15 protein-coding genes and 1 tRNA gene are annotated in these 19756 nt (G+C 68.3%); 9 read left to right on the top strand and 7 right to left on the bottom strand.

Annotated elements, in window-relative coordinates; genetic code table 11:
* Positions 1 to 115: 115 nt before the first annotated feature.
* The 3 genes from B0I29_RS26940 to B0I29_RS26930 all read left to right on the top strand — a co-directional run bounded on the left by B0I29_RS26940 (position 116) and on the right by B0I29_RS26930 (position 1337).
* Positions 116 to 469, top strand: coding sequence for an STAS domain-containing protein (locus tag B0I29_RS26940; protein WP_111651893.1), 354 nt, complete (start codon positions 116 to 118; stop codon positions 467 to 469).
* Positions 470 to 590: 121 nt separating this feature from the next.
* Positions 591 to 1040 (top strand): large conductance mechanosensitive channel protein MscL, encoded by a 450-nt coding sequence (mscL, locus tag B0I29_RS26935; RefSeq protein WP_111651892.1) that lies wholly within the window; start codon positions 591 to 593, stop codon positions 1038 to 1040.
* A gap of 63 nt (positions 1041 to 1103) precedes the next feature.
* Positions 1104 to 1337 carry a hypothetical protein gene (locus tag B0I29_RS26930; RefSeq protein ID WP_111651891.1) on the top strand — a complete coding sequence of 78 codons (234 nt, stop codon included), beginning with the start codon at positions 1104 to 1106 and terminating at the stop codon, positions 1335 to 1337.
* Here B0I29_RS26930 and B0I29_RS26925 read toward each other — a convergent pair whose 3' ends face one another.
* Together B0I29_RS26925 and B0I29_RS26920 are read right to left on the bottom strand one after the other, a co-directional pair.
* Positions 1338 to 2132, bottom strand: a complete 795-nt coding sequence (locus tag B0I29_RS26925; RefSeq protein WP_111651890.1) for a zf-HC2 domain-containing protein — start codon at positions 2130 to 2132, stop codon at positions 1338 to 1340.
* A 43-nt stretch (positions 2133 to 2175) separates the two neighbouring features.
* Positions 2176 to 2808 (bottom strand): CGNR zinc finger domain-containing protein, encoded by a 633-nt coding sequence (locus B0I29_RS26920; RefSeq protein ID WP_111651889.1) that lies wholly within the window; start codon positions 2806 to 2808, stop codon positions 2176 to 2178.
* Positions 2809 to 2949: 141 nt separating this feature from the next.
* On the opposite strand from B0I29_RS26920, the gene B0I29_RS26915 reads away from it, so the two are divergent.
* From B0I29_RS26915 to B0I29_RS26895, 5 genes are all read left to right on the top strand, one after another.
* Positions 2950 to 3741: a L,D-transpeptidase family protein gene (locus tag B0I29_RS26915; protein ID WP_111651888.1), complete on the top strand. Its 792-nt coding sequence runs from the start codon at positions 2950 to 2952 to the stop codon at positions 3739 to 3741.
* 229 nt (positions 3742 to 3970) lie between these two features.
* Complete coding sequence (locus tag B0I29_RS26910) at positions 3971 to 5770, top strand: stealth family protein (protein WP_111651887.1); 1800 nt, start codon at positions 3971 to 3973, stop codon at positions 5768 to 5770.
* 171 nt (positions 5771 to 5941) lie between these two features.
* Entirely contained in the window at positions 5942 to 6958 is a 1017-nt protein-coding gene (locus B0I29_RS26905) for a hypothetical protein (protein ID WP_146616892.1), read from the top strand.
* Positions 6955 to 9813, top strand: a complete 2859-nt coding sequence (locus B0I29_RS26900; protein WP_111651885.1) for a stealth conserved region 3 domain-containing protein — start codon at positions 6955 to 6957, stop codon at positions 9811 to 9813. The genes B0I29_RS26905 and B0I29_RS26900 overlap by 4 nt, the downstream gene beginning before the upstream one ends.
* Positions 9813 to 11321: a glycosyltransferase family 39 protein gene (locus B0I29_RS26895; protein ID WP_111651884.1), complete on the top strand. Its 1509-nt coding sequence runs from the start codon at positions 9813 to 9815 to the stop codon at positions 11319 to 11321. The genes B0I29_RS26900 and B0I29_RS26895 overlap by 1 nt, the downstream gene beginning before the upstream one ends.
* A gap of 38 nt (positions 11322 to 11359) precedes the next feature.
* Here the strand turns inward: B0I29_RS26895 and B0I29_RS26890 are convergent, their stop codons facing one another.
* From B0I29_RS26890 to B0I29_RS26870, 5 genes are all read right to left on the bottom strand, one after another.
* Positions 11360 to 12544, bottom strand: coding sequence for an acyltransferase family protein (locus tag B0I29_RS26890; protein ID WP_181557993.1), 1185 nt, complete (start codon positions 12542 to 12544; stop codon positions 11360 to 11362).
* A 2-nt stretch (positions 12545 to 12546) separates the two neighbouring features.
* Positions 12547 to 14631: a DUF8189 domain-containing protein gene (locus B0I29_RS26885; protein ID WP_111651882.1), complete on the bottom strand. Its 2085-nt coding sequence runs from the start codon at positions 14629 to 14631 to the stop codon at positions 12547 to 12549.
* Positions 14628 to 16949 (bottom strand): hypothetical protein, encoded by a 2322-nt coding sequence (locus tag B0I29_RS26880; protein ID WP_111651881.1) that lies wholly within the window; start codon positions 16947 to 16949, stop codon positions 14628 to 14630. The genes B0I29_RS26885 and B0I29_RS26880 overlap by 4 nt, the downstream gene beginning before the upstream one ends.
* Entirely contained in the window at positions 16946 to 17944 is a 999-nt protein-coding gene (locus B0I29_RS26875; RefSeq protein ID WP_311733591.1) for a glycosyltransferase family 2 protein, read from the bottom strand. The genes B0I29_RS26880 and B0I29_RS26875 overlap by 4 nt, the downstream gene beginning before the upstream one ends.
* Before the next feature lie 237 nt (positions 17945 to 18181).
* Positions 18182 to 18256: transfer RNA gene (locus B0I29_RS26870), tRNA-Lys, on the bottom strand.
* A 122-nt stretch (positions 18257 to 18378) separates the two neighbouring features.
* Between B0I29_RS26870 and B0I29_RS26865 the strand changes: the two genes are divergently transcribed.
* On the top strand, positions 18379 to 19590 hold the full coding sequence (locus B0I29_RS26865) for a phytase (protein WP_111651879.1): 1212 nt from the start codon (positions 18379 to 18381) through the stop codon (positions 19588 to 19590).
* Positions 19591 to 19756: the final 166 nt, after the last annotated feature.

The following is a 19756-nucleotide window of genomic DNA, read 5'->3' as shown; positions in this document are numbered from 1 at the left end:
ATCAGAAGGTCCGTTACTTGCTGTAGACCAAATATAGGGACCGGGACAGTCCGGTCCGGTTCTGCGCATCCCCGGGTACCTGGAGTACCGTTCAGCAATAACTGGAGGTCGGCGAATGTCCCTGACGGTACAAACGGAACAGCGCGGCGACATGGTTGTCGTCTCGGTGGCTGGCGAGCTCGACATGGCGACCGCCCCCCAACTGCAGGATCAGATCAGTGACCTGCTGGAAAAGGGCCGGACCCGCCTGATCTTCGACCTGGCCGAGGTGTCGTTCTGCGACTCCACCGGTCTCTCGGTCTTCGTCCGGGCGAAGAACAGCACCGACGATGCCGGCGGCACGGTCCGCCTGGCCGCGCCTCAGCGAGGCGTTCTGCGCATTCTCGAGGTGAGCGGCCTGGTCGAGGTCCTGCACACCTACCCGAGCGTCGATGAGGCGGTCTCGGCCGAGGAGCCGGCGCTCGACTGACGCCGCACCGCGCGTCGAAATACCCGCGACCGGACCGGTCGGCGTAGTTTGTCGCCGACCGGTGGCGGGCACGTCCGTCGCCGGACGAACTTCAGCCCCCCCGGGAGTGCCCGTGAGCAAAATGTTCCAAGGCTTCAAAGACTTCATCATGCGCGGCAACGTCGTCGACCTAGCGGTCGGCGTGGTGATCGGCACTGCCTTCACCGCCGTCGTGAGCAGCTTCACCAAGTCTTTCCTTGAGCCTCTTATCAAGTGGATCTCCGGCGGGACCGGTGAACTCGCCGGTTCCGTGTCGCCGGCCGAGGGTGTGGAATTCACCTACGCCGCGTTCATCAACACCCTGATCACCTTCCTGCTGACCGCCGCGGTGCTCTACTTCCTCGTGGTCATGCCGCTGAACAAGCTGGCCGAGCGTCGCCGTCGTGGCGAGGAGCCGCCGCCGAAGGCGCCCAGCGAAGAGGTCAAGCTGCTCACCGAGATCCGTGACGCGCTGCTGCGTGGCCAGGGCAACCAGGTGCCGAACAGCGCCCTCGACGAGGTCCTCGGCCGTCACGCGGAGCCCCCGCGCTGACGCGTACCGAAAAAGATCGCCCCACCCGGCACTGTTCGAACATTTGTTCGATACAGTGCCGGGATGGAGCAGCGTAAGCACTGGTGGAACGGCAAGTGGGGGCGGCTGGCCCGCAAGGATGTCTACTTACGCGTCAGCGGCGACCAGTGGTACGTCGAACAGCGCGCCGGTGGCTCCGACGGCGCTTCGCACTTCTTCGAGTTCAACAGCGAGGACGCCGCGCTGGACCTGGTCCGCTCCTTGCTGAACGGCCCGGACGAGTGGCGCGAGCTCTCGGTGCGCCCGCCGGTCCGCTGATCAGGCTGCCTGATCCTCGTTGTGCGAGACCTGCCGCGCGGTGAGCGGGCCGGTCGGCGGCAACAACCGCAGCCCCGGCCTGACCTGCGGCTCGGCCCCCGCCTCGGCAACCGTGTCGAACCGGGCCCGCCAGCCCACGCCGGCCCGCCGGCCAGGCGGCTGGGCGGTCTCCCCGGCGCCGCGCGACAACGCGATCACCAGCAGGTAACCGAGGATCACGAAACCATGGCCGACCAGCCGGGTCACGTCGACCCGGCCGCCGGTGAGGTCGTTGACCGAGAGAAGCAGCAGCATCGCGACGAAAGCCGTCAGCATCGGCAGCAGGCCGGTCGGCCGGGTCCGGCGCAGCGCGATGAAGAGATAGCCGGCGCCCACCGCGACGTTCCAGGCGGCGGACTCGTGCCAGAGGTGGCCCGGGGTCGCGTCCAGCCCGGCGTGGTCGTGCCCGGCGCTTACCCCGCCACCGACCTGGGTCAGCCCGAGGATCAGCTGCACCGTGCCGACCAGCGCCAGCGCTATATAAAGCAGTGTGGTCACCGGCAGCCGGCGCGCTGCTTTCCTGACCGGCGAAGGCGGAGCCGCCGGAGGCAGGGCGGCCAGGATCGCGTCACTCAGATCCGGCACCGAGGGCACCAGAGCAGTACGCGTCAAGCGGTTCACCGCCGCCGCCCGGTCCAGCCAGTCCCGGCAGCCGGTGCACCCGGCCAGGTGTTCGTCGACCAGCGGCCGCAGGGCCGGGTCGTCCTCGCCGTCCAACTGCGCGGAAAGCATCTCGCGCCACCGCTCACATGCCATACATCAATAGTCGCCCCGCGCGGCCGATCGGTTCCCGGCGGGTTCAGACCATTTCCGGGCCGCCGGGCACACCCACCTGCTGGCCGCCGGTGTGGCCGAGCAGCCGGCGACGCTCCCGGAACGCTCGCAGGTTAGCCGTGTTGCCGCAGGTGCTGACGTCGTGCCAGACGCCGCTGTTGTTGCGCGAGGTGTCGAAGAACGCCGCGCGGCAGGCCGCGTTGTGGCAGAGCTTCAACCGGGGCCACAGCCCGCTCTGCTGAGCGGCGAGCGCTTCGGCCCAGAGCGCCGACGCGAGCCACCGGGTGCCCCGGCCGGTCGGCACCATCCGGACCCAGCCGTCGGCGTCCGGAACCAGGCTCACCTGCACGTCGGCCGGGGGCAGGGCACCGTCGCGCTCCGGGTTAGCCCCGGCGAGGACCACCTGCTCGAACGCGGCTCGCAGCCGGCGCAGTGAGCGCAGGTCACCGGAGGAGAGCAGCAGTGTCGGCGCCGGAAGGCCGGAAACCCGCGACCAGCTGCCGAGCGTGTCGGTCACCCACCACTGGGCGTCCTCGACCGTGCCGAGCAGGTCAGCGCCGTACACCATCGTGCCGCGCGTGTTCAGCAGCTCCTGGACGAGCGCGAAGCCGCCCGGCGCTTCTCGGACGCCGTGCCGCGAACTCGCCTTCCATGACATAGCCAAAGACTACTCGGCTCTTTTGTGAAAACATCTCCGGCCATCCACCCTGGCGAGTGATCAATCGGTGATCTTCGGTGGATCAAGTGGACACACGTCTCTACACTGGCGGCCACCAGCAGTGACGGGAAGGAGGAGCCGGTGCGGAAAATCCTGGCGCTCACCGTCGCCGTGATGACGGCGTCGGTCCTCGTCGCGGGTTGCGACTCCTCCGATCCGGAGACGGAAGATCCTTCGGTCGGCGTGAGTGCTTCACCCGTACCCTCGCCGTCTCTTGGTCTGGCCGCTCCCGCGCCAAGCGCGACTGCCGCACCAAGCGCGACCACCGCGACCAGCGCGAAGAAGTTGAAGTCCGGCGCCAAAGGCGCCGAGGTGCTCGCGCTGCAGAACAGGCTGACCGAGCTGGGGTATTGGAACGGGAAGGCCGACGGCAAGTTCGGCTCGACCACCCAGCAGGCGGTGTTCGCGCTGCAGAAAGCGGCGAAAATGGGCCGGGACGGCGTCGTCGGGCCCAAGACGCAGCAGGCGCTCGATGCGGGCGTCCGCCCGAAAGCGCGCTCGACCAGCGGAAAGTTCGTGGAGATCGACCTGAAGCGTCAGCTTCTGCTGCTGGTCGACGAGGGTCAGGTCGAACAGATCTTCAACACGTCGACCGGTTCGAACGAGTACTACGAGCAAGAGGGCGAGACTTATCTCGCGGACACCCCTCGCGGCAAGTTCAAGGTGAGCCGGCAGATCGACGGCTGGCGCGACGCCCCACTGGGCATGCTGTGGCGGCCGAAATACTTCAATGGCGGGATCGCGGTGCACGGTGCGCCGAGCGTTCCGGCCTATCCGGCATCACACGGGTGTGCCCGTGTGTCGATATCGGCGATGAACTGGCTATGGTCGAACGACGAAATCCCGATCAAGACTCGCGTCTGGGTCTATTAGCACCAGCGCTCTGTAACCGACCGGCCACCTACCATACATGGATTTGTTTCGCGAAGCTCAGCCAACTACCCTGGCAACTCGCTACGGCCAAGACCATCGGCGCCCTACGTCGACCTCCGGCCGATACAGCGGTGCACGGGGGGAAGGCTGAGGTGTCTTCGAAGGACTTTGACGGGCTTGCGAGCCGGCGATCTTCGCTGCTCGCCACGGCGACAGTGCTGGGTGCTGCATGATCGCGCTTCGTTTTTACCGGCTGCTGCCGAAGGACTACCGGCTCAAGCTGGTGGAACTCCTTCCGCCCAACCGGCAACTCTGGCTGGTCCGTCGCCTCACCCGGCAACGGCCGCTGCCCAAGCCCGCAGCGCCAGGCTCGATGGTCTCCGTCCGCGACGCGGGCGAGGCCGTCTCGGCGCGCGTCGTGCCCGACATGACGCCGGCCGCCGCCTGGCAGCAGAACCTGGACGCGGTCGTCGCGGTGCTCGAGCGCGCCGGCATCGACTACTTCAGCCTGCGCCCGATCAACAACCTGCACAGCGCCGTCGCGATCAACCGGCGTGACCGGGACCGGACGCTGGCCGCGCTGCGCGCCGACAACCAGCTGTCCGGCGCCCAGATCCGCACCGGTGAGATCAACGACCTCGGCTTCTCGTCCGGCCGCGGTAAGAACGGCGTCCAGGTCTACTTCCCGGTCACCAGCCCGTACGGCACCACAGTGCTCGGCAGCGGCTCGGCCTGCGAGATCGAGTTCTGGAAAACCGTGAAGGGTGAGGGTGGCGCCCCCGACACGATCGTCGGACCGCGCCGCAACTCGGTGGCCTACGAACTGCCCGCCCAGGCGGAGTTCGTCCAGGTCCCGCCGGTCGCGCTGAACCCGATGCTCTCGATCGAGGACGACGAGCCGCGGTACCGCACTCGCTCCGAGTTCGCGATGGTCCCGGCCGAGGACGTCCGCTTCCCGATCGACGTCGTCTACACCTGGGTCGACGGCAACGACCCCGACTGGGTCGCGCGGAAGAACACCTCGCTCGCCGCCTTCGGCCACGAGCAGATCAACACGATCGCGACGAACGCGTCCCGTTTCATCAGCCGCGACGAGCTGAAGTACTCGCTGCGGTCGATCGCGTCGTACGCGCCCTGGGTCCGGAAGATCTTCCTCGTCACCGACGACCAGATCCCGGCCTGGCTGGACACCTCGGACCCGCGGCTCACCGTGGTCAGCCACCGCGAGCTGTTCGGTGACACCGGTGTGCTGCCGACGTTCAACTCGCACGCGATCGAGTCCCGGCTGCACCGGATCCCCGGCCTGTCCGAGCACTTCATCTACTTCAACGACGACATGTTCCTGGGCCGCCCGGTCTCACCGGACGCGTTCTTCCACGGCAACGGCATCGCGAAGTTCTTCCAGTCGAAAGCGCAGCTCGACGCCGGTCCGGCCACCATCTTCGACGCACCGGTGACCGCGGCGGGCAAGAACAACCGCCGGCACGTCGCCGACCGCTTCGACCGCAGCATCACGCAGAAGATGCAGCACGTGCCGTACACGCTGCAGAAGAGCGTCCTCGAGGAGATCGAGAAGTGGCTGCCGGACGAGGTGCGGCAGACCGCCGAGCACCCGTTCCGGCACCCGGGCGACCTGTCGATCCCGTCGTCGCTGCAGCACTACTGGTCGTACCTGACGAAGCGGGCCGTGCCCGGTTCGATCAAGTACACGTACGCCGACCTGGCGCACCCGTCGACGCCCGTGCAGCTGGCCTTCCTGCTGGCCCGCCGGCACTGTGACGTCTTCTGCCTGAACGACACCGACTCGGCGGCCGTGGCCCTGAGCGAGCAGGCGGCGATGATGGCGGACTTCCTGCCTCAGTACTTCCCGTTCCGCTCGCCGTTCGAGCTGCCCGACGAGGTGGCCGCCGAGCGTGCCCAGTTCAGCGCGACGCAGCTCGCTCTGGCGGCCCGCGAGGGCGCTCCCACGCTGCCACGGCAGGTCACCCGCGAGCGCCAGGCAGAGATCCAGACCTCGGAGATCCACTGATCTCGTCGGGCGGTGACCATTCCGGTTGCCGCCCGACTGAGAGATCCCCCTCGATCTTGGCGGGCAATATTTACCCGGCGCGCCCACTATTGTTAGCCTTCCCGCCACTTACCGACCGGCCGGTGGCGTGACACGACCATGTCCAACGGCCGGATGAAGGAAATACAGCAGATGAGCGTGGACCCGCTAGCTGTTCGGGTGGAGCGGACCTTGCGCCGAGGCCCGGCGGAGACGATCTCGGTCGCGCGCCGCAAGGTCGACACGGCGATCAAGTCCCGGGCGCAGCGCACCTGGACCAAGATCGCCCTCGGGATGGTCCGTCTCGGGCCCAACCAGAACATCGCGAACGCTGAGTACTTCGCGGTTCTCGACGGGCACACGCTCAACCTGCAGGTCCGGCTGCCCGCTCTGGAAGACGCCGACCCGGCCTCGGCCGAGATCGTCTTCAGCAAGGACCGCGCTGAATATCAGGTGCCGGCCACGCTGACGAAGATGTACGACGGCTTCTGGTACGCCGACACCACCGCCGTGTTCGGTCCCGCGACGGGTCGCCTCCCGCTGGACCCGGGCACCTGGACGGTCGGCCTCCGCGTCGAGCTGAGCTCCGGGGAGACCCGCAACATCACGATCCGCCGGATGAACGCCGGTCCGGTCCGTGGCGCCACCCCGACCGTGGCGGTGCCGCCCTGCGCGGACACCGGCATGCGGTTCCGGCCCACCATCACGTCGTTCGGCCTCGCCCAGATCATCGTGCGCGGTCCGCAGATCCGCGCCGAGGTGGCCCGGCTCATGCTGGACCTGGGCAAGGCCGAGATCCTCGGGCGCTTCGTGAACGTCGCCGACGGCTCCGGCGCGGTGGCCGAGTTCAGCCGGCGCGAGGACACCACGATCCACGAGACCCCGGTGCACGTGGACGGCGACATCTTCCGGATTCGCGTACCGCTGGCCGAGATGGCGCCGGTCCCCGGTGAGAAAGACATCTGGGACATCCGGATCCGGGTCGGCGGGCGGCGCCTGCGCGTCGGCCGATACCTGCACGACCTCAAGGACATCCGGGCCACCCTCCGCACCTACGAGCGCCGCATGCTGATGCCCGGTGGTGTGGTCTTCCACCTGCGCCCGTACTACACACCCGCCGGCAGCCTCGCGCTCACCTGCACCGGTGCCAACCCTGGAGACACCGTATGAAGATCACGTTCCTCCTCAACACCGCGGACGCGATGGGTGGCACCGAACGCGCCATCTACACGCAGGCGGAGTACCTGGTCCGGGAGCACGAGGTCGAGGTACTCAGCGTCTTCCGCACCAGCAAGGAACGCTTCTTCACGATCGACCCCCGGATCACCGTGCGGTACCTGGTCGACAACACCGGCGCGGTGCCCCGCCCGGTCCGCGAGAGCGGCCTCGACGACGCGCAGTGCCAGGCCCTGGTCGCCGCGGACAGCCGCATCATCCACAAGCGGTGGGAGAAGACCTTCCACCGCCTGGCCGACCTCGAGCTGGAATACGCTCTGCGCCACCTCGACTCCGACGTGCTGGTCTCGTCGTCGCCGGCTCTGATGGCGGCCACCACGACGCTGAGCCCGCCCGAGGTCGTCACGGTGCACCAGGAGCACCGCCCGTCGCAGCTGCGCGGCGCCACCGGTGACCCGCTGTTCCAGTTCATCCCGCGGCTCGACTCGCTGGTGCTGCTCACCGAGCGCACCCGGAGCTGGTTCCAGGACACGCTGCGCGGCGCGGCACCGCACCTGCAGATCATCGGCAACGCGCTGCCGCCGGGCTTCCGGCCGAAGTCGAGCCGGACCACCCGGACCGTCACCCTGGCCGGCCGGGTCGTCGCCGAGAAGCAGATCGACCACGCCATCCGCGCGTGGGCCAAGGTCGCCGAGAAGCACCCGGACTGGATCCTGCGGGTCCTCGGTGACGGGCAGCAGCTCGGCACCCTGCGCCGGCTCGCCGAGAGCCTCGGCCTCAACGACAACGTCCAGTTCCTCGGCTCGGTGCAGGCCATGGCCGAGGAGTGGTCGAAGAGCAGCATCGCGCTGCTGACCTCGAAAGACGGCGAAGCACTCCCGCTGGTCCTGATCGAGGCGTTCACCGCCGGCGTCCCGGCGGTCAGCTACGACATCCAGACCGGCCCCGCGGAGATCATCACCCACGGGGAGAACGGCTACATCATCGGTTCCGGCGACATCGACGGTCTCGCCGACGCGCTGGGCAAGCTGATCGAGGACGAGGCGCTGCGGCACTCCTTCGGTGAGGCGGCCCTGCGCGCGTCGGAGGCATACAGCCTCGACCGGATCATGGGCCAGTGGACGGCGCTGTACGGCAAACTCGTCGACGAGCGCCAGCAGGCGTCCCGTCTGGAGAAGAAGGCCGACCGGCTGGCGGCCTGGATCGCCGGCACCGGCGGCATGGGCCTCGCCCCGGCGGCGCCGCGCCCGGACCGGCCGCTGTTCCAGCGCACCGCCCGCGACATCGAGGCGCTCATCGCGGAACGCGACGAGACCCTGGTCCGCTCGGCCGGCCAGCTCTGCATCCTGTCGGACGATCTGAACCCGTACGACGCGGCCGACCGTAACCTGCGGCTCGTCGTCGACGTGCTGGAGAAGCACGGCATCGAGTACTGGATCGTCCGCGACCACGGCGTCCGGATCCGTGTCGCGATCCACGAGTCGAACCGTCCGGCCACCCTCGCCGCCCTGGCGCAGGAGTGGGCCGAGCAGCCGATCTACACCGAGCTGATCAGCCCGAGCGCCGCCGTCTCCGGCATCACCCTGGCCGGTCTGGCCGGCACCTCGGACGAGGGCAAGCGGGCCGGTGGCCTGCGCATCTTCCAGCCGATCGTGACCACGTCGCGGACCCTGCGGTTCGGCCCGGCGTACGGGTGCGACGTCGAGTTCTGGCGCGACGAGGAGGACGGCACCGGCATGCGGCCGCTGCGCCGTACGCTCATCGGCGCGACCGTACCGACCGCCGTCCTCGAGTCGAGGACCCAGGTGACGATCCGCGACCGGGAGTACCCGACGCTCAGCGCGTTCACCGAGACGCTGGTGTCGGACATCCAGTTCCCGATCGACGTCGTCTACACCTGGGTGGACGGCGACGACCCGGCCTGGCGGGCGAAGAAGTCGGCGACGCTGGAGCAGCTCGGCCTCCCGCCGATCCCGGCGGCTGACGGCGACGCCCGGTTCAGCAGCCGCGACGAGCTCAAATACTCGCTGCGCTCGATCGCGATGTTCGCGCCCTGGGTCCGCAAGATCTGGCTGGTGACCGACGACCAGACGCCGAGCTGGCTGGACGCCGAGCACCCGGGCATCCAGGTGGTCAGCCACAAGGAGATCTTCAAGGACTCGAGCGCGCTGCCGACCTTCAACTCGCACGCGATCGAGAGCCAGCTGCACCACATCGACGGGCTGGCCGAGCACTTCCTCTACTTCAACGACGACTTCTTCATCGGTCGCCCGTTGCAGCCGAGCATGTTCTTCGCCGCGAACGGTGTGGCGCAGTTCTTCCAGTCGCCGACGCCGGTGCCGATGACCCCGATCTCGGCCGACGACGACTTCAACTTCGCCGCCGCGAAGAACAACCGGGTGCTGATCAAAGAGGCCTTCGGTCACACGATCACCCAGTCGTTCCTGCACGCTCCGTACTCGCTGCGGGCCAGCGTGCTCAACGAGCTGGAGGAGCAGTTCGCGGACGCGGTGAACCGGACCGCGAACAGCCGTCTCCGGTCGGCGACCGACATCTCGATCCCGTCGTCGCTGCACCACTACTACGCGTACTTCACCGGGCGCAGCTCGCGCGGTTCCATCCGGGTCGCGTACGTCGACATCGGCGACCCGGACCAGCACCCGCGGCTCACCCAGCTCCTGACGATCCGCGGCAACGACGTGTTCTGCCTCAACGACACGCACCACAGTGTGTTGTCGCCGGCCGAGCGCGCCCAGGTCGTGAAGGTCTTCCTGGAGAACTACTTCCCGGTGCCGAGCGAGTTCGAGCTCGGCAGCGCCCGCAACCGGAAGCCGGTACAGGAAATCTGATGTCAGCGGTCACCGTCGCCGAGGAGCGGGTCGTCGTGCACGACGACCCGCCTCCGGCCCGCCGGTCACGTCTGGATCCACGGTCGATACCGGCCTGGCTCGTCGCCGGTCTGGTGACCGGGATCGTCTGCCTGCTGCGGGCCGGTTCGCCGGTGCCGTGGCGCGACGAGCTCGCGACGCTGATCGCCGCGCAGCGCTCGTTCAGCGAGCAGCTGCACATGGAGCACAACCTCGACGCGGTCTTCGCCGTCTACTACGCGTTCATGCACGTGTGGACCGAGGTCTTCGGCATCTCGATGCTGTCGCTGCGCCTGCCGTCGGTGCTCGCCATGGCGGTCGCCGGCGGCCTCGTCGCCCGGATCGGCCAGGACCTCTACGACCGCAGGACCGGCCTCTTCGCCGGTCTGATCTTCGCCGTGATCCCGGCGGTCACCCGGTACGGCCAGGAGATCCGGGTCTACGCCGCGGTCGTCGCGTTCACGCTGCTCTCGTCGTGGCTGCTGATCCGCGCGGTCCAGCGGCCCCGGTGGACACGCTGGGTCGCGTACGCCGGATCGGTGGTCCTCGTCGGGGCCGGTCACATCTTCGCGCTGACCGTGCTGAGCGCGCATGCCGCGTACGTTCTCTTCGGTTTCTTCGCCGAGCGCAAGCGTCCGCTCCTGACCTGGATCCGGGAGAGCCGGGTTCCGGCCTGGACGGCCTCGGTGGCCGGTGGGATCGTCGTGATCGCGCCGCTGGCCTACGTCTCGATGAAGCAGAGCGGCCAGGTCGCCTGGATCCCCGAGCTGAATTGGGACACCGGCCAGGTCTGGCACGAGCAGCTCTTCATGGACGGCGCGGTGGGCGGCCTGGTGGTCGTCCTGGCCCTGCTCGCGGTGAACCGCAAGTGGTCGGCGACCGCGCTCTGCCTCGGCATCGCGGTGCTGCCGCTGCTGGTGCTCGCGGTGATGTCGATCGCCGTGTCGCCACTGTGGATGATGCGGTACGTCCTGTTCACGATCCCCGGCTGGGCTCTGCTGGCGGGTGCCGCGCTGGCCCGGCTCCATCGCGTACCGGTGGCCGCCGCCCTGGGCGCGCTGCTGCTCTTCAGCCTGCCGCAGCAGATCACGCTGCGCGGCGTGAACGGCCACGACGACATCGACCACCAGGCGATCGCCGCGATCATCGCGGACCACGTGATCCCGGGCGACGCGGTCATGTACACGCCTCGTGGCCGGTTCCGTGAGGGCGTCGAATATTACCTGCCCGCCGACAAGCGCCCCGACGACATCCTGGTCAGCGGCAGCGCGGTCGAGGCCGGCCGGCTCGAGGTCCCGGAGTGCATCAACGCTCCGTCCTGTGTCGACCCGCGGGTGGTCCGGATCTGGGTGACCTGTTACGGCGACTGCCTGGACAACCCGGCCGTTGGCCTGCACATGCCGGCCCGGTCGATGCTGAAGAACGGCCGGTTCCACGTGCGGCAGAGCTGGCGGGTCTACCGGGCGACGGTCACTCTCTACCAACGGTAAAGGGGGCCGGAATCCGGCCCCCTTCACTCCACGCTATTTCAGCGAACCGCGGTCAGCTCCTGCGTCTGATCCATGTCCGCCGGCTTCGGCGCCACCGGCTCCGGCTTCTCCACGTCCTTGCTGAGTTCCTTCACGCCGTTCTTGATCGCCGACCGGAGCCTCAGCCCCAGCGGTTTCTCGATCCATCTATGGACCAGCCAGCTCATCACCAGCAGGCTCAGCGTCACCAGCACGATCAGCACCCACCGGTTCATCGTCCCCTCCAGCTCGTGCAGGAGGGTTCCGCCGACGGTCTCGTGCAGCAGGTACAGCGGGTACGTCATGGTGCCGAGCACGGTCAGCCAGCGACCGTGGATCCAGGACAGCCAGCCGAGCGCCACCGCCACCATCAGCGCGAAGATCAGGAACATGATCACCGCGGTGGGCCAGCGGGCCACCATGTGCCCGGTCTCGCCCTTCTCGACCCGGTAGTGCTTCCGGATGGTCACCGGCAGGCCCAGGATGAACGACATGCCCAGGATGCCCCAGAGCAGCAGGTTCGGGCCGAAGCGGTACATCAGGTAACAGGCGATGCCGGCGATGAACAGGAACGAGTAGTCCGGCACGATCATCAGCAGCAGCGGCGCCAGTGCCTCGGTGTCCGCCGCGTTCGCCATCACCGAAGCGACCGTCCACACACAACAGAAGACCACGACCCTTTTGTACGTGACTCCGCGCCACACCACGAAAAGGGCGAACAGCAGGTAGAACCGCAGTTCGGTCCAGAGCGTCCAGAAGACCGCCGAGACGCCGCCGTACCCGAACGGCTCCTGAAGCATGGTGAAGTTCACCAGGTTCGTGAGCCAGTCGCGCCCCGCGTTGTGCTCCGGCCAGAAGTGCTGCACGACGATCGCCGCGATGACCGCGAACCAGTACGCCGGATAGAGCCGCGCCGCCCGCGAGGTGAAGAAGTCACCAAGGCTGCGACCCCAGCTGCTCATGCAGATGACGAAGCCACTGATCAGGAAGAACAGGTTGACGCCGAGCCAACCGTAGAACGTGAGCGAGTGGGCGGTCGGGAACGCTTCCTTCGGCGGCTCCGACCAGATGTGGTTGTTCTTGACAGCCGAGTAGTGGTAGATCAGCACCACCAGTGCCGCCACCAGACGCAGACCGTCCAGGACCTCCAGGCGCGGGCGTTTCCGCTCGGCTGCCGCCTCTGTCGTCTTCGTTGTCGTCGACACCGCTAACCTTCCACCGCGACCCAGGACCGCAGACTCATCGTCGGGCCCGGCTGCTCCTGGCGTGTGACACGCAGCCGTCCATCGGCGCAGATCGCCGCGAGCACCAGATGTCCGGAAGCGTCGACCGACAGCGCCGGCGGGGACGCTAGCACCGGGCCGGTCCGCTTCCAATCGCCCTCGTGGAGGGCATCGAGGTACCGCAGCGTCAAACTGGTCGTACCATCGTCGTTGCGTTGACTGATCGCGACCATGTTGTCGCGATAACCCACTCCGGCGACCGGGCCGAAACCGCCGTGACCGCCCAGATCGACGGCCTCACCGCTCCACTGCCGGTTGTCACCCTGCTGCTGGTACGCGAGAACGCGCCCGGTGAGCGCCTCCCGGACCAGGATCATCAGCCGCCCGTCGCCGACCTTGAGCACTGTCGGCGGCCCGGCCGGCGCGGGGACGTCGATGAGCGAACGCCGGAAGCTCTCCACGTTCCGGCTGCGCTGAAGCCACCGCGCGATCCCGTTCTGCCGGGCCGCGAGCACCTCGATGCGCCCACCACCCGTGGTGATCGCAGTCAGCCCGTCCTGGGTCTGGCTGCCGCGCAGGTCCACCCACGGGCCCCAGTCACCGGCGGCGGTCTGCGTCCGGGTGTGCACGGCCCCGGTGAAGGTACGCACAAAGAGCTGCAGCCGGCCGTCCTTGTTAGCCGCCACCACGGGCATGCCGAGGCCACGCGGCCACACCGGCACAGCACCCTCGGGGCTGATCTTGCTGCCCCGCACCGGATTGCCGAGGTTCGCCCACGGGCCGAACGCCTCACCGGGCGCCCGCTGCACCGCGGTCATGACCTCACGCCGTTGCTGCGCCTCGGTGGCACCCAGCACTGCGCGTACGCCGAACACCTGCCACCGGCCGTCCTTCAGCTGCGCCGCGGCCAGGTGCGGCAGCAGGCCTTCACCGCTGAGCACGGTCGGCGGCAGCCAGGCACCCGAACCCGCCTCGGTCTCGGACCAGTGCACGGCCCGGCCGCCCCGCACGCCGAACGCGGCCAGCCGCTTGTCCTTGCCACCGCGGCCCAGCCAGGCGGTGCTCAGTGCGTACCGGCTGGTGGTGCTCTGACCGTTACCGATCAGCGAGACCTGTCGCCCGCTCTTGCGGTCGTGCTCGCCGTAGACGTTCAGATAGTCGATTTTTTCGCGAGCCAACCCCGGGCCGAGGTTGGCCGGCCAGCGCCGGTTGTAGTTGCCCCGATAACTCTGCACGACCGTCCGGCGCTGAGTCTTGCGGCACCACTCCTGCACGGCGGCCCAGGCGAACAACCCGGCCGGCGTGTGGTCGGTCTGGTCGGAGAAGTATCCGAAGTCGGAGAACTGCGCGTTGCTCTCGTTGTGCACGAGACGATCCGGGTCGGGATCCATGGTGCGGACCAGCGTGGGCTGATAGCGCTCAAGGAGATCGGCCAGCGAACGGATCAGCGAGGCGCGGGAGAAGGCTCGCGACGCGGTGACCGGCGAGCCGGGGATCCGGAGCACCGGCTGGGAGTTCTTCTTCTTTTCCCAGAGGGTGCGCAGCGTCGAGCCGTCCGCCAGCTCCCGCATGTTCAGCAGGATCACCTGGATCTGCGGCGCGGCCTCCAGCGTGCAGAGCTCGGCGACAGCACCACCGGCGACCGGCAGGGCCTCCCGCTGCCAGGCGCTGTTCGGGTCGCCGGTCGCACGCTTGGCGTACGCCGCCCGCAATCCGTCGTACCGGGCGGCCGCGTAATCGCCGTACCGGACCGGCGCGATCGCCACAGCCGGGGTGTACGCGTCGACGTTGCGCCCGTCGCCCTCACCCGCGGTGAGGCAGACGGTGATCAGCTTCGCGCCGCCGTCGATCGCCCGCAACGAGTCGGGGGCGAAGAACATCAGGTCGTCGTCCGGGTGGGCGACGATCTGAAGCTGCGTCGACGGCACCGGCACCGCGTCGTCGTCGGTTCCGGACGGCGCGTCGGGACCACCCAGGCGGCTCAACCCGACGCCGAGGCCGGTGATCAGCACACCGCCGGCGGCCGAACCGGCGATCAGGGTCCGCCGCGAGATTCGTTTCTCGGTCATCGCAGCTCGTAGACCGCCATCCGGCCGTTGTCGAAGCGCAGGGTCGCGAGCTGGCTCAGCTTCGTACCCTCGGCCCGCAGCCGGCGGTCCACCACGAGATAGCGCACGTGGTACCGGTCGCGCATGCGGTCCAGCGCCTTCGCTGACGGCTTGTAGATGGCGTTGTCGTTGAAGGCCAGCTTCTTCTCATCCCAGAACTTCCACCGGGCGTCCGGCACACCGGCCAGCCGGGGCGCGAACGTCCAGCCCTCGACCAGGACGGACCGCTCCGAGTACGCGCTCAGCCAGAACGAGCGCGCGTCCCGGCACTTCGCCAGCGGCACGTCGTGCGAGCAGTGGACGTTCGTGGCGATGATGTCGTTCGGGTCGCTGTTCGCCCGGACCCAGCGGGCCGCCTCCACCCGCGACTCCGGCATCGGCACCGTCGTGTTGCCGCCGCCGTTGGGGCTGAGCTGGCTACGCCGCGCCTCCATGATCAGACCGGGGGTTCCGGTCAGCAGGATCGCCGCGAGCAGAACCACACCGCCGCGGCCGGCCAGACCCGGCCAGCGCCGGGCCGCCGGTCGCCAGGCGAACCCGATGACGAGCGCCAGCGCGCTCAGCACACCGGCCCACCACAGGATCGGGAGCACACCCGAGTACGACTCACCGCGCGGCTGCCTCGGCGCGAAGAGCAGCACCGCGATCAGCACCGCCTCGGCGAACACCAGAGCGCCGGCGCCCAGGACCACCACGGCCCGGCGGGAGAGTTTCGCCCGGTCCCAGACCAGAGCGAAACCCCACGCCGAGAGGATCAGCCCGAACGGCAGCGAAGCCCGATAGAACCAGCTCGCGTTGAAAGTGCCCAGCAGCATGAAGAGCGCCGGACCGGCGAGCGCGCCGCCGAGCAGGAACCACTGCACCGGCTCGAGCCGCCCGCGCTTCACCCAGGCCAGCGGGATGATGCCGGCCAGCCGGATCTGCATCGAGAGGATCCAGGCGATGCTCACCCCGGCGATGACCGTGCCCTGCGCCAGGAACGAACGCTCGCCCTCCGGATCGTTCCAGAGTGGGATCAGACCGCCGAACGGATGAACACCGAGACCGTACGACTGGAAACGGAAGATCACCGCCGTACAGAAGAGCTGTGCCAGCGCGACCACGACGCCCATGCCGACCAGGGTCCAGGGGATCCGGCGGGTGGTCACCAGCACCATCACGCCGGCCAGCGCCAGACCGGCCAGGGTCACCGGGAGCGAGCTCGCCTTCGCCGCGCTCGACGCGAACGCCAGGATCGCGGCGAGCGCGAACGCACCGGGCAGACCCAGTCGCGGCACCGGCGAGTCGTCATCCTTGCGCCGCAGAGCGTCACCGATCACGGCGACAAGAGCGACAAGCAAGGCCCAGCTGTACGTCATGGAAAGGCTGGGCCAGACGATCCAGGCGACCTGGACACCGAGGGTGGTGCTGAACACCTCGGTGAACTGGAACTCACCGACGACCAGGAACAACGCGGCGGCTGCCGCACCGGCCCACGCCCGGCCGGTGATCCGCCAGCCGGCCACCGCGGTCACCAGGGCGATCAACGCCCCGATGCCGGGAACCATCAGCCGCATCGTCACGACCGAGAGGTCGACGTGCCCGATCATGCTGATCATCGCGGCGTGCACGAACGCGAACCAGTGGTACGGCAGCGCCTCGCCGGCCACCTGCGGCAGGTGCATCGGGAAGTGGTTCTTCGCCTCACCGGCCAGCGACAGCTGGTACGGCAGGTCGATGAACTGAAGCGTGTCCTCGCCGGTCGGCATGATCGGGTTCTGCGCGAAGAACGTCGCCCAGATGTATCCGGTGAAGAAGACGACCACCCCGGTGACCGCCCACGACCAGCCCAGCGGAACGATCCGGTAACCGCTCGGCGACCAGTGCCGCCGCAGTCGCGGCACCGCGGCGAACACCGCGACCACCAGCAGCGGCCAGGTCCAGATCAGCGACCGGAGATCCAGGTAGGAGTAGACCGCCCAGGCCACCAGCTCCATCGCCAGCCCGACGGCCGCGCCGAAGGCGAGGTCCTCGACCAGCGTGTGCGGGGTCCGGCGCAACAGGCGGTACACCAGCGTGCCGGGCAGCACCACGGCGTACGCGACGTAGCCCGCGTACCGAAGAACGTCCAGCACTGGTGTTCCGGTGACCAGCAGGATCACCACGAACGCGGCGAGACCGACCGCGGCCGGCAGCCAGCGCCAGAGCGCGGCGACCTGCTGCGGCTCGACCTGCTCGGCGTCCGGCTCGGTCACCCGCTCCAGAACGACCGTTTCGGCAGCGGAGGCGCCGACCGTCACCGACCCGCTCCGGCAGCCTGCGTCTCCGTGTTCTCGGCGGTCCCGGCGTTGGCGGAGTTCTCTGCCGTGTCGGACGCGATGTAGAACGTGGGCCGGTCCTGCACGGCGGTGTAGATGCGACCGACGTACTCACCCAGCAGACCCAGGCAGAGCAGCTGGACGGCGCCGAGGAAGAGCGAGGCGACGAACTGCGACGACCACCCGGGCACCGTCTCGTCCATCAGGTACGCCACCAGGGCCATCACCAGCAGCAGCGAGCAGATGCCGACCCCGATCAGGCCCAGCCAGGTCGCCAGCCGCAGCGGCGCCGCGGAGAAGCTGGTGATGCTCTCCGTCGCCAACTTGATCATCTTGCCGAGCGGGTACTTCGTGCTGCCGGCGGCGCGCTCCTCCCGGACGTACGCCACCTGGCCGCTCGGGAAGCCGATCCACGGCACGATGAGACGCAGCACCGGAGCCCGCTCGGGCAGCTCACGCAGCGCCTCGACGGTGGTGCGGCTCAGCAGCCGGAAGTCGCCGGCCTGCGACGGCACGTTCTTCCCGACCAGGCGCCGGATCAGGTTGTAGTACGCGCCCGCGGTCCAGCGCTTGAAGAAGGTGTCGGTGCTGCGGTCGGTGCGGACCCCGTAGACGATGTCGAGCTGGTGCTTGCGCGCCACGTCGAGCATCTCGGTGATCTTCTCCGGCGGGTCCTGGAGGTCAGCGTCGATGCTGGCGACGTACTCGCCACGTGCGCTGAAGAGCCCGGCGGAAAGCGCCGCCTGGTGCCCGCTGTTCCGGCGCAGGCGCACGACCCGCAGCTCGGGCCAGTTGCGCCGCAGGCCGATCAGCACGGCCGCGGTGTGGTCGGTGCTGCCGTCGTCGACGGCAACCACCTCGTACGGCTCACGGAGGCCGTCGAGAACCGGCCGCAACCGCTCGACGAGGAGGGGCAGAACCGCTTCCTCGTTGTACATGGGTATGACGACCGACAGCGTAAAGGGCGCCGTGCTCAACGACTTACTCCCCGTATTCTTGATGCGCCTGCCCTGCGCCGCGGCTCGAAACGGGAGCTCATCGGCTTGCAGGAGTGCGGCTGGAAGCGCCCGGCCTCAACGCGGCCAGAGCGCCGGATATCTCGACTCCGGGGCAGGAATCTACCAGAGGTTTACTCACATTTAAGTTACGGATTGAAATACGACGAACCGGCCCGGCGCGGTGTCCGCGCGGAGCCGGATCGGCGGGAAAGTGAGTGGTGGGCCGCCAGGGACTCGAACCCTGAACCTATGGATTAAAAGTCCACAGCTCTGCCATTGAGCTAGCGGCCCGTCGGGTGTCAGCCTACCGTTCCACGATCCTGTCCGACATCCTGCACCCTCCCTGCCCCACGCGCACGCTGTTAAAGCACCGGCCACCCACCGGCTAGATTGATCGAGATAGCTTTCTTGTCATGCAACGGACTGCCGGTATTGCCGCACTGGTCGCACTGACCACGTTCTCCGCCGTTCCCGCACAGGCGGCACACCGCCCGCCGCGCGAGATAACCGCAACGGTCGAGACCCCGTCGCTCTACGACGACGAGGCCGGCGGCGACGCCGACGCCGATGACCCGGCCATCTGGGTCAACCACCCTGACAAGGCCCGCAGCCTGATCATCGGCACCGCCAAGAACGGCGGCCTGCGCGTCTACAACCTCGCCGGCCACGAAGTACAGGCGATCGCGACGCCGGATGGCGGCCGCTTCAACAACGTGGACATCCTCACCGGCTTCAAGCTGGGTACCAAGAAGGTCGACGTAGCCGTAGTAACCGACCGGGGCCTCGACAAGCTCCGCATCTACAAGATCGAGCCCACCGGTCTGACCGACATCACCGCGGCGAATGTCCCGCTGCTCTTCGCCAAGGACGAGGCCGAGGTGGAGGAACAGGCCACCGGTTACGGCCTGGCGCTGTACGACCGTTACGCCGTGGTGAGCCGCCGCCACAGCACCCGGCTGGGCATCTTCCGCCTGGAGGAGAAGAACGGAAAAGTCACCTACCGCACGACAGACACCCTCGACCTGCCCCGCACCTTCCGCCTCCCCGACGGCACCAGCTGGACCCCCTGTGGCGAACCAGGCGAGGACCCTCAGGTGGAGGGAATGGTCGTGGACCAGGAAGCCGGCGTCCTGTACGCCGCCCAGGAAGACGTGGCCCTCTGGCGCATCGATCTGAAGGGCGGCACCTTCAGCAGTCTCCCCAGAATCGTGGAGCGGGTGAAAGAGTTCGGCGTCCCCGCCAGCTACGACCCCGAGACCGAAGAGTGCACCCTGGACACGGCAAACGACCCAGGCTTCGGCGGCCGGATCACCGCTGACGTGGAAGGCGCCACCATCTACCCCACGGGCCGGCGCTCCGGTTACCTGATCGTCTCCAGCCAGGGCGACAGCCGCTTCTTCGTCTACGACCGCAAAACCAACCGCCCGATCACCACGTTCTCGGTGACCGATGGCGCGCGGGTAGACGGCGTTCAGCACTCAGACGGCGCCGCGGCCACCGCCACTCCGCTCCCCGGGTACCCCAAGGGCCTCCTGGTCCTGCACGACGGCGAGAACACCCCCAACAATGACCGGGTCAGCACCAACTTCAAATACGTGGACTGGCGTACCCTTCCCCTCCGCTAACCCTGAGAACAGCAAAAGCCGGCCGGCTCTCACTACAGCAGTGAGAGCCAGTCGGCTTGGATCTTTCCCGGAAATGCAGAAAGCCCACCCGGGATGCCCGGGTGGGCTTTCATACAAGTTGAGTCCGGCGGCGTCCTACTCTCCCACACCCTCCCGAGTGCAGTAC

This window comes from Actinoplanes lutulentus, from assembly GCF_003259845.1.
Taxonomy (GTDB): Bacteria; Actinomycetota; Actinomycetes; order Mycobacteriales; family Micromonosporaceae; genus Actinoplanes; species Actinoplanes lutulentus.
This window is presented reverse-complemented; position numbering and strand designations above follow the sequence as displayed.

Bases quoted from the DNA above. Each gene is read 5' to 3' on its own strand.
- B0I29_RS26940 (WP_111651893.1), top strand. From the start codon at position 116: ATGTCCCTGACGGTACAAACGGAACAGCGCGGCGACATGGTTGTCGTC.
- mscL (WP_111651892.1), top strand. From the start codon at position 591: ATGTTCCAAGGCTTCAAAGACTTCATCATGCGCGGCAACGTCGTCGAC.
- B0I29_RS26930 (WP_111651891.1), top strand. From the start codon at position 1,104: ATGGAGCAGCGTAAGCACTGGTGGAACGGCAAGTGGGGGCGGCTGGCC.
- B0I29_RS26925 (WP_111651890.1), bottom strand. From the start codon at position 2,132: ATGGCATGTGAGCGGTGGCGCGAGATGCTTTCCGCGCAGTTGGACGGC.
- B0I29_RS26920 (WP_111651889.1), bottom strand. From the start codon at position 2,808: ATGTCATGGAAGGCGAGTTCGCGGCACGGCGTCCGAGAAGCGCCGGGC.
- B0I29_RS26910 (WP_111651887.1), top strand. From the start codon at position 3,971: ATGATCGCGCTTCGTTTTTACCGGCTGCTGCCGAAGGACTACCGGCTC.
- B0I29_RS26905 (WP_146616892.1), top strand. From the start codon at position 5,942: ATGAGCGTGGACCCGCTAGCTGTTCGGGTGGAGCGGACCTTGCGCCGA.
- B0I29_RS26900 (WP_111651885.1), top strand. From the start codon at position 6,955: ATGAAGATCACGTTCCTCCTCAACACCGCGGACGCGATGGGTGGCACC.
- B0I29_RS26895 (WP_111651884.1), top strand. From the start codon at position 9,813: ATGTCAGCGGTCACCGTCGCCGAGGAGCGGGTCGTCGTGCACGACGAC.
- B0I29_RS26885 (WP_111651882.1), bottom strand. From the start codon at position 14,631: ATGACCGAGAAACGAATCTCGCGGCGGACCCTGATCGCCGGTTCGGCC.
- B0I29_RS26865 (WP_111651879.1), top strand. From the start codon at position 18,379: ATGCAACGGACTGCCGGTATTGCCGCACTGGTCGCACTGACCACGTTC.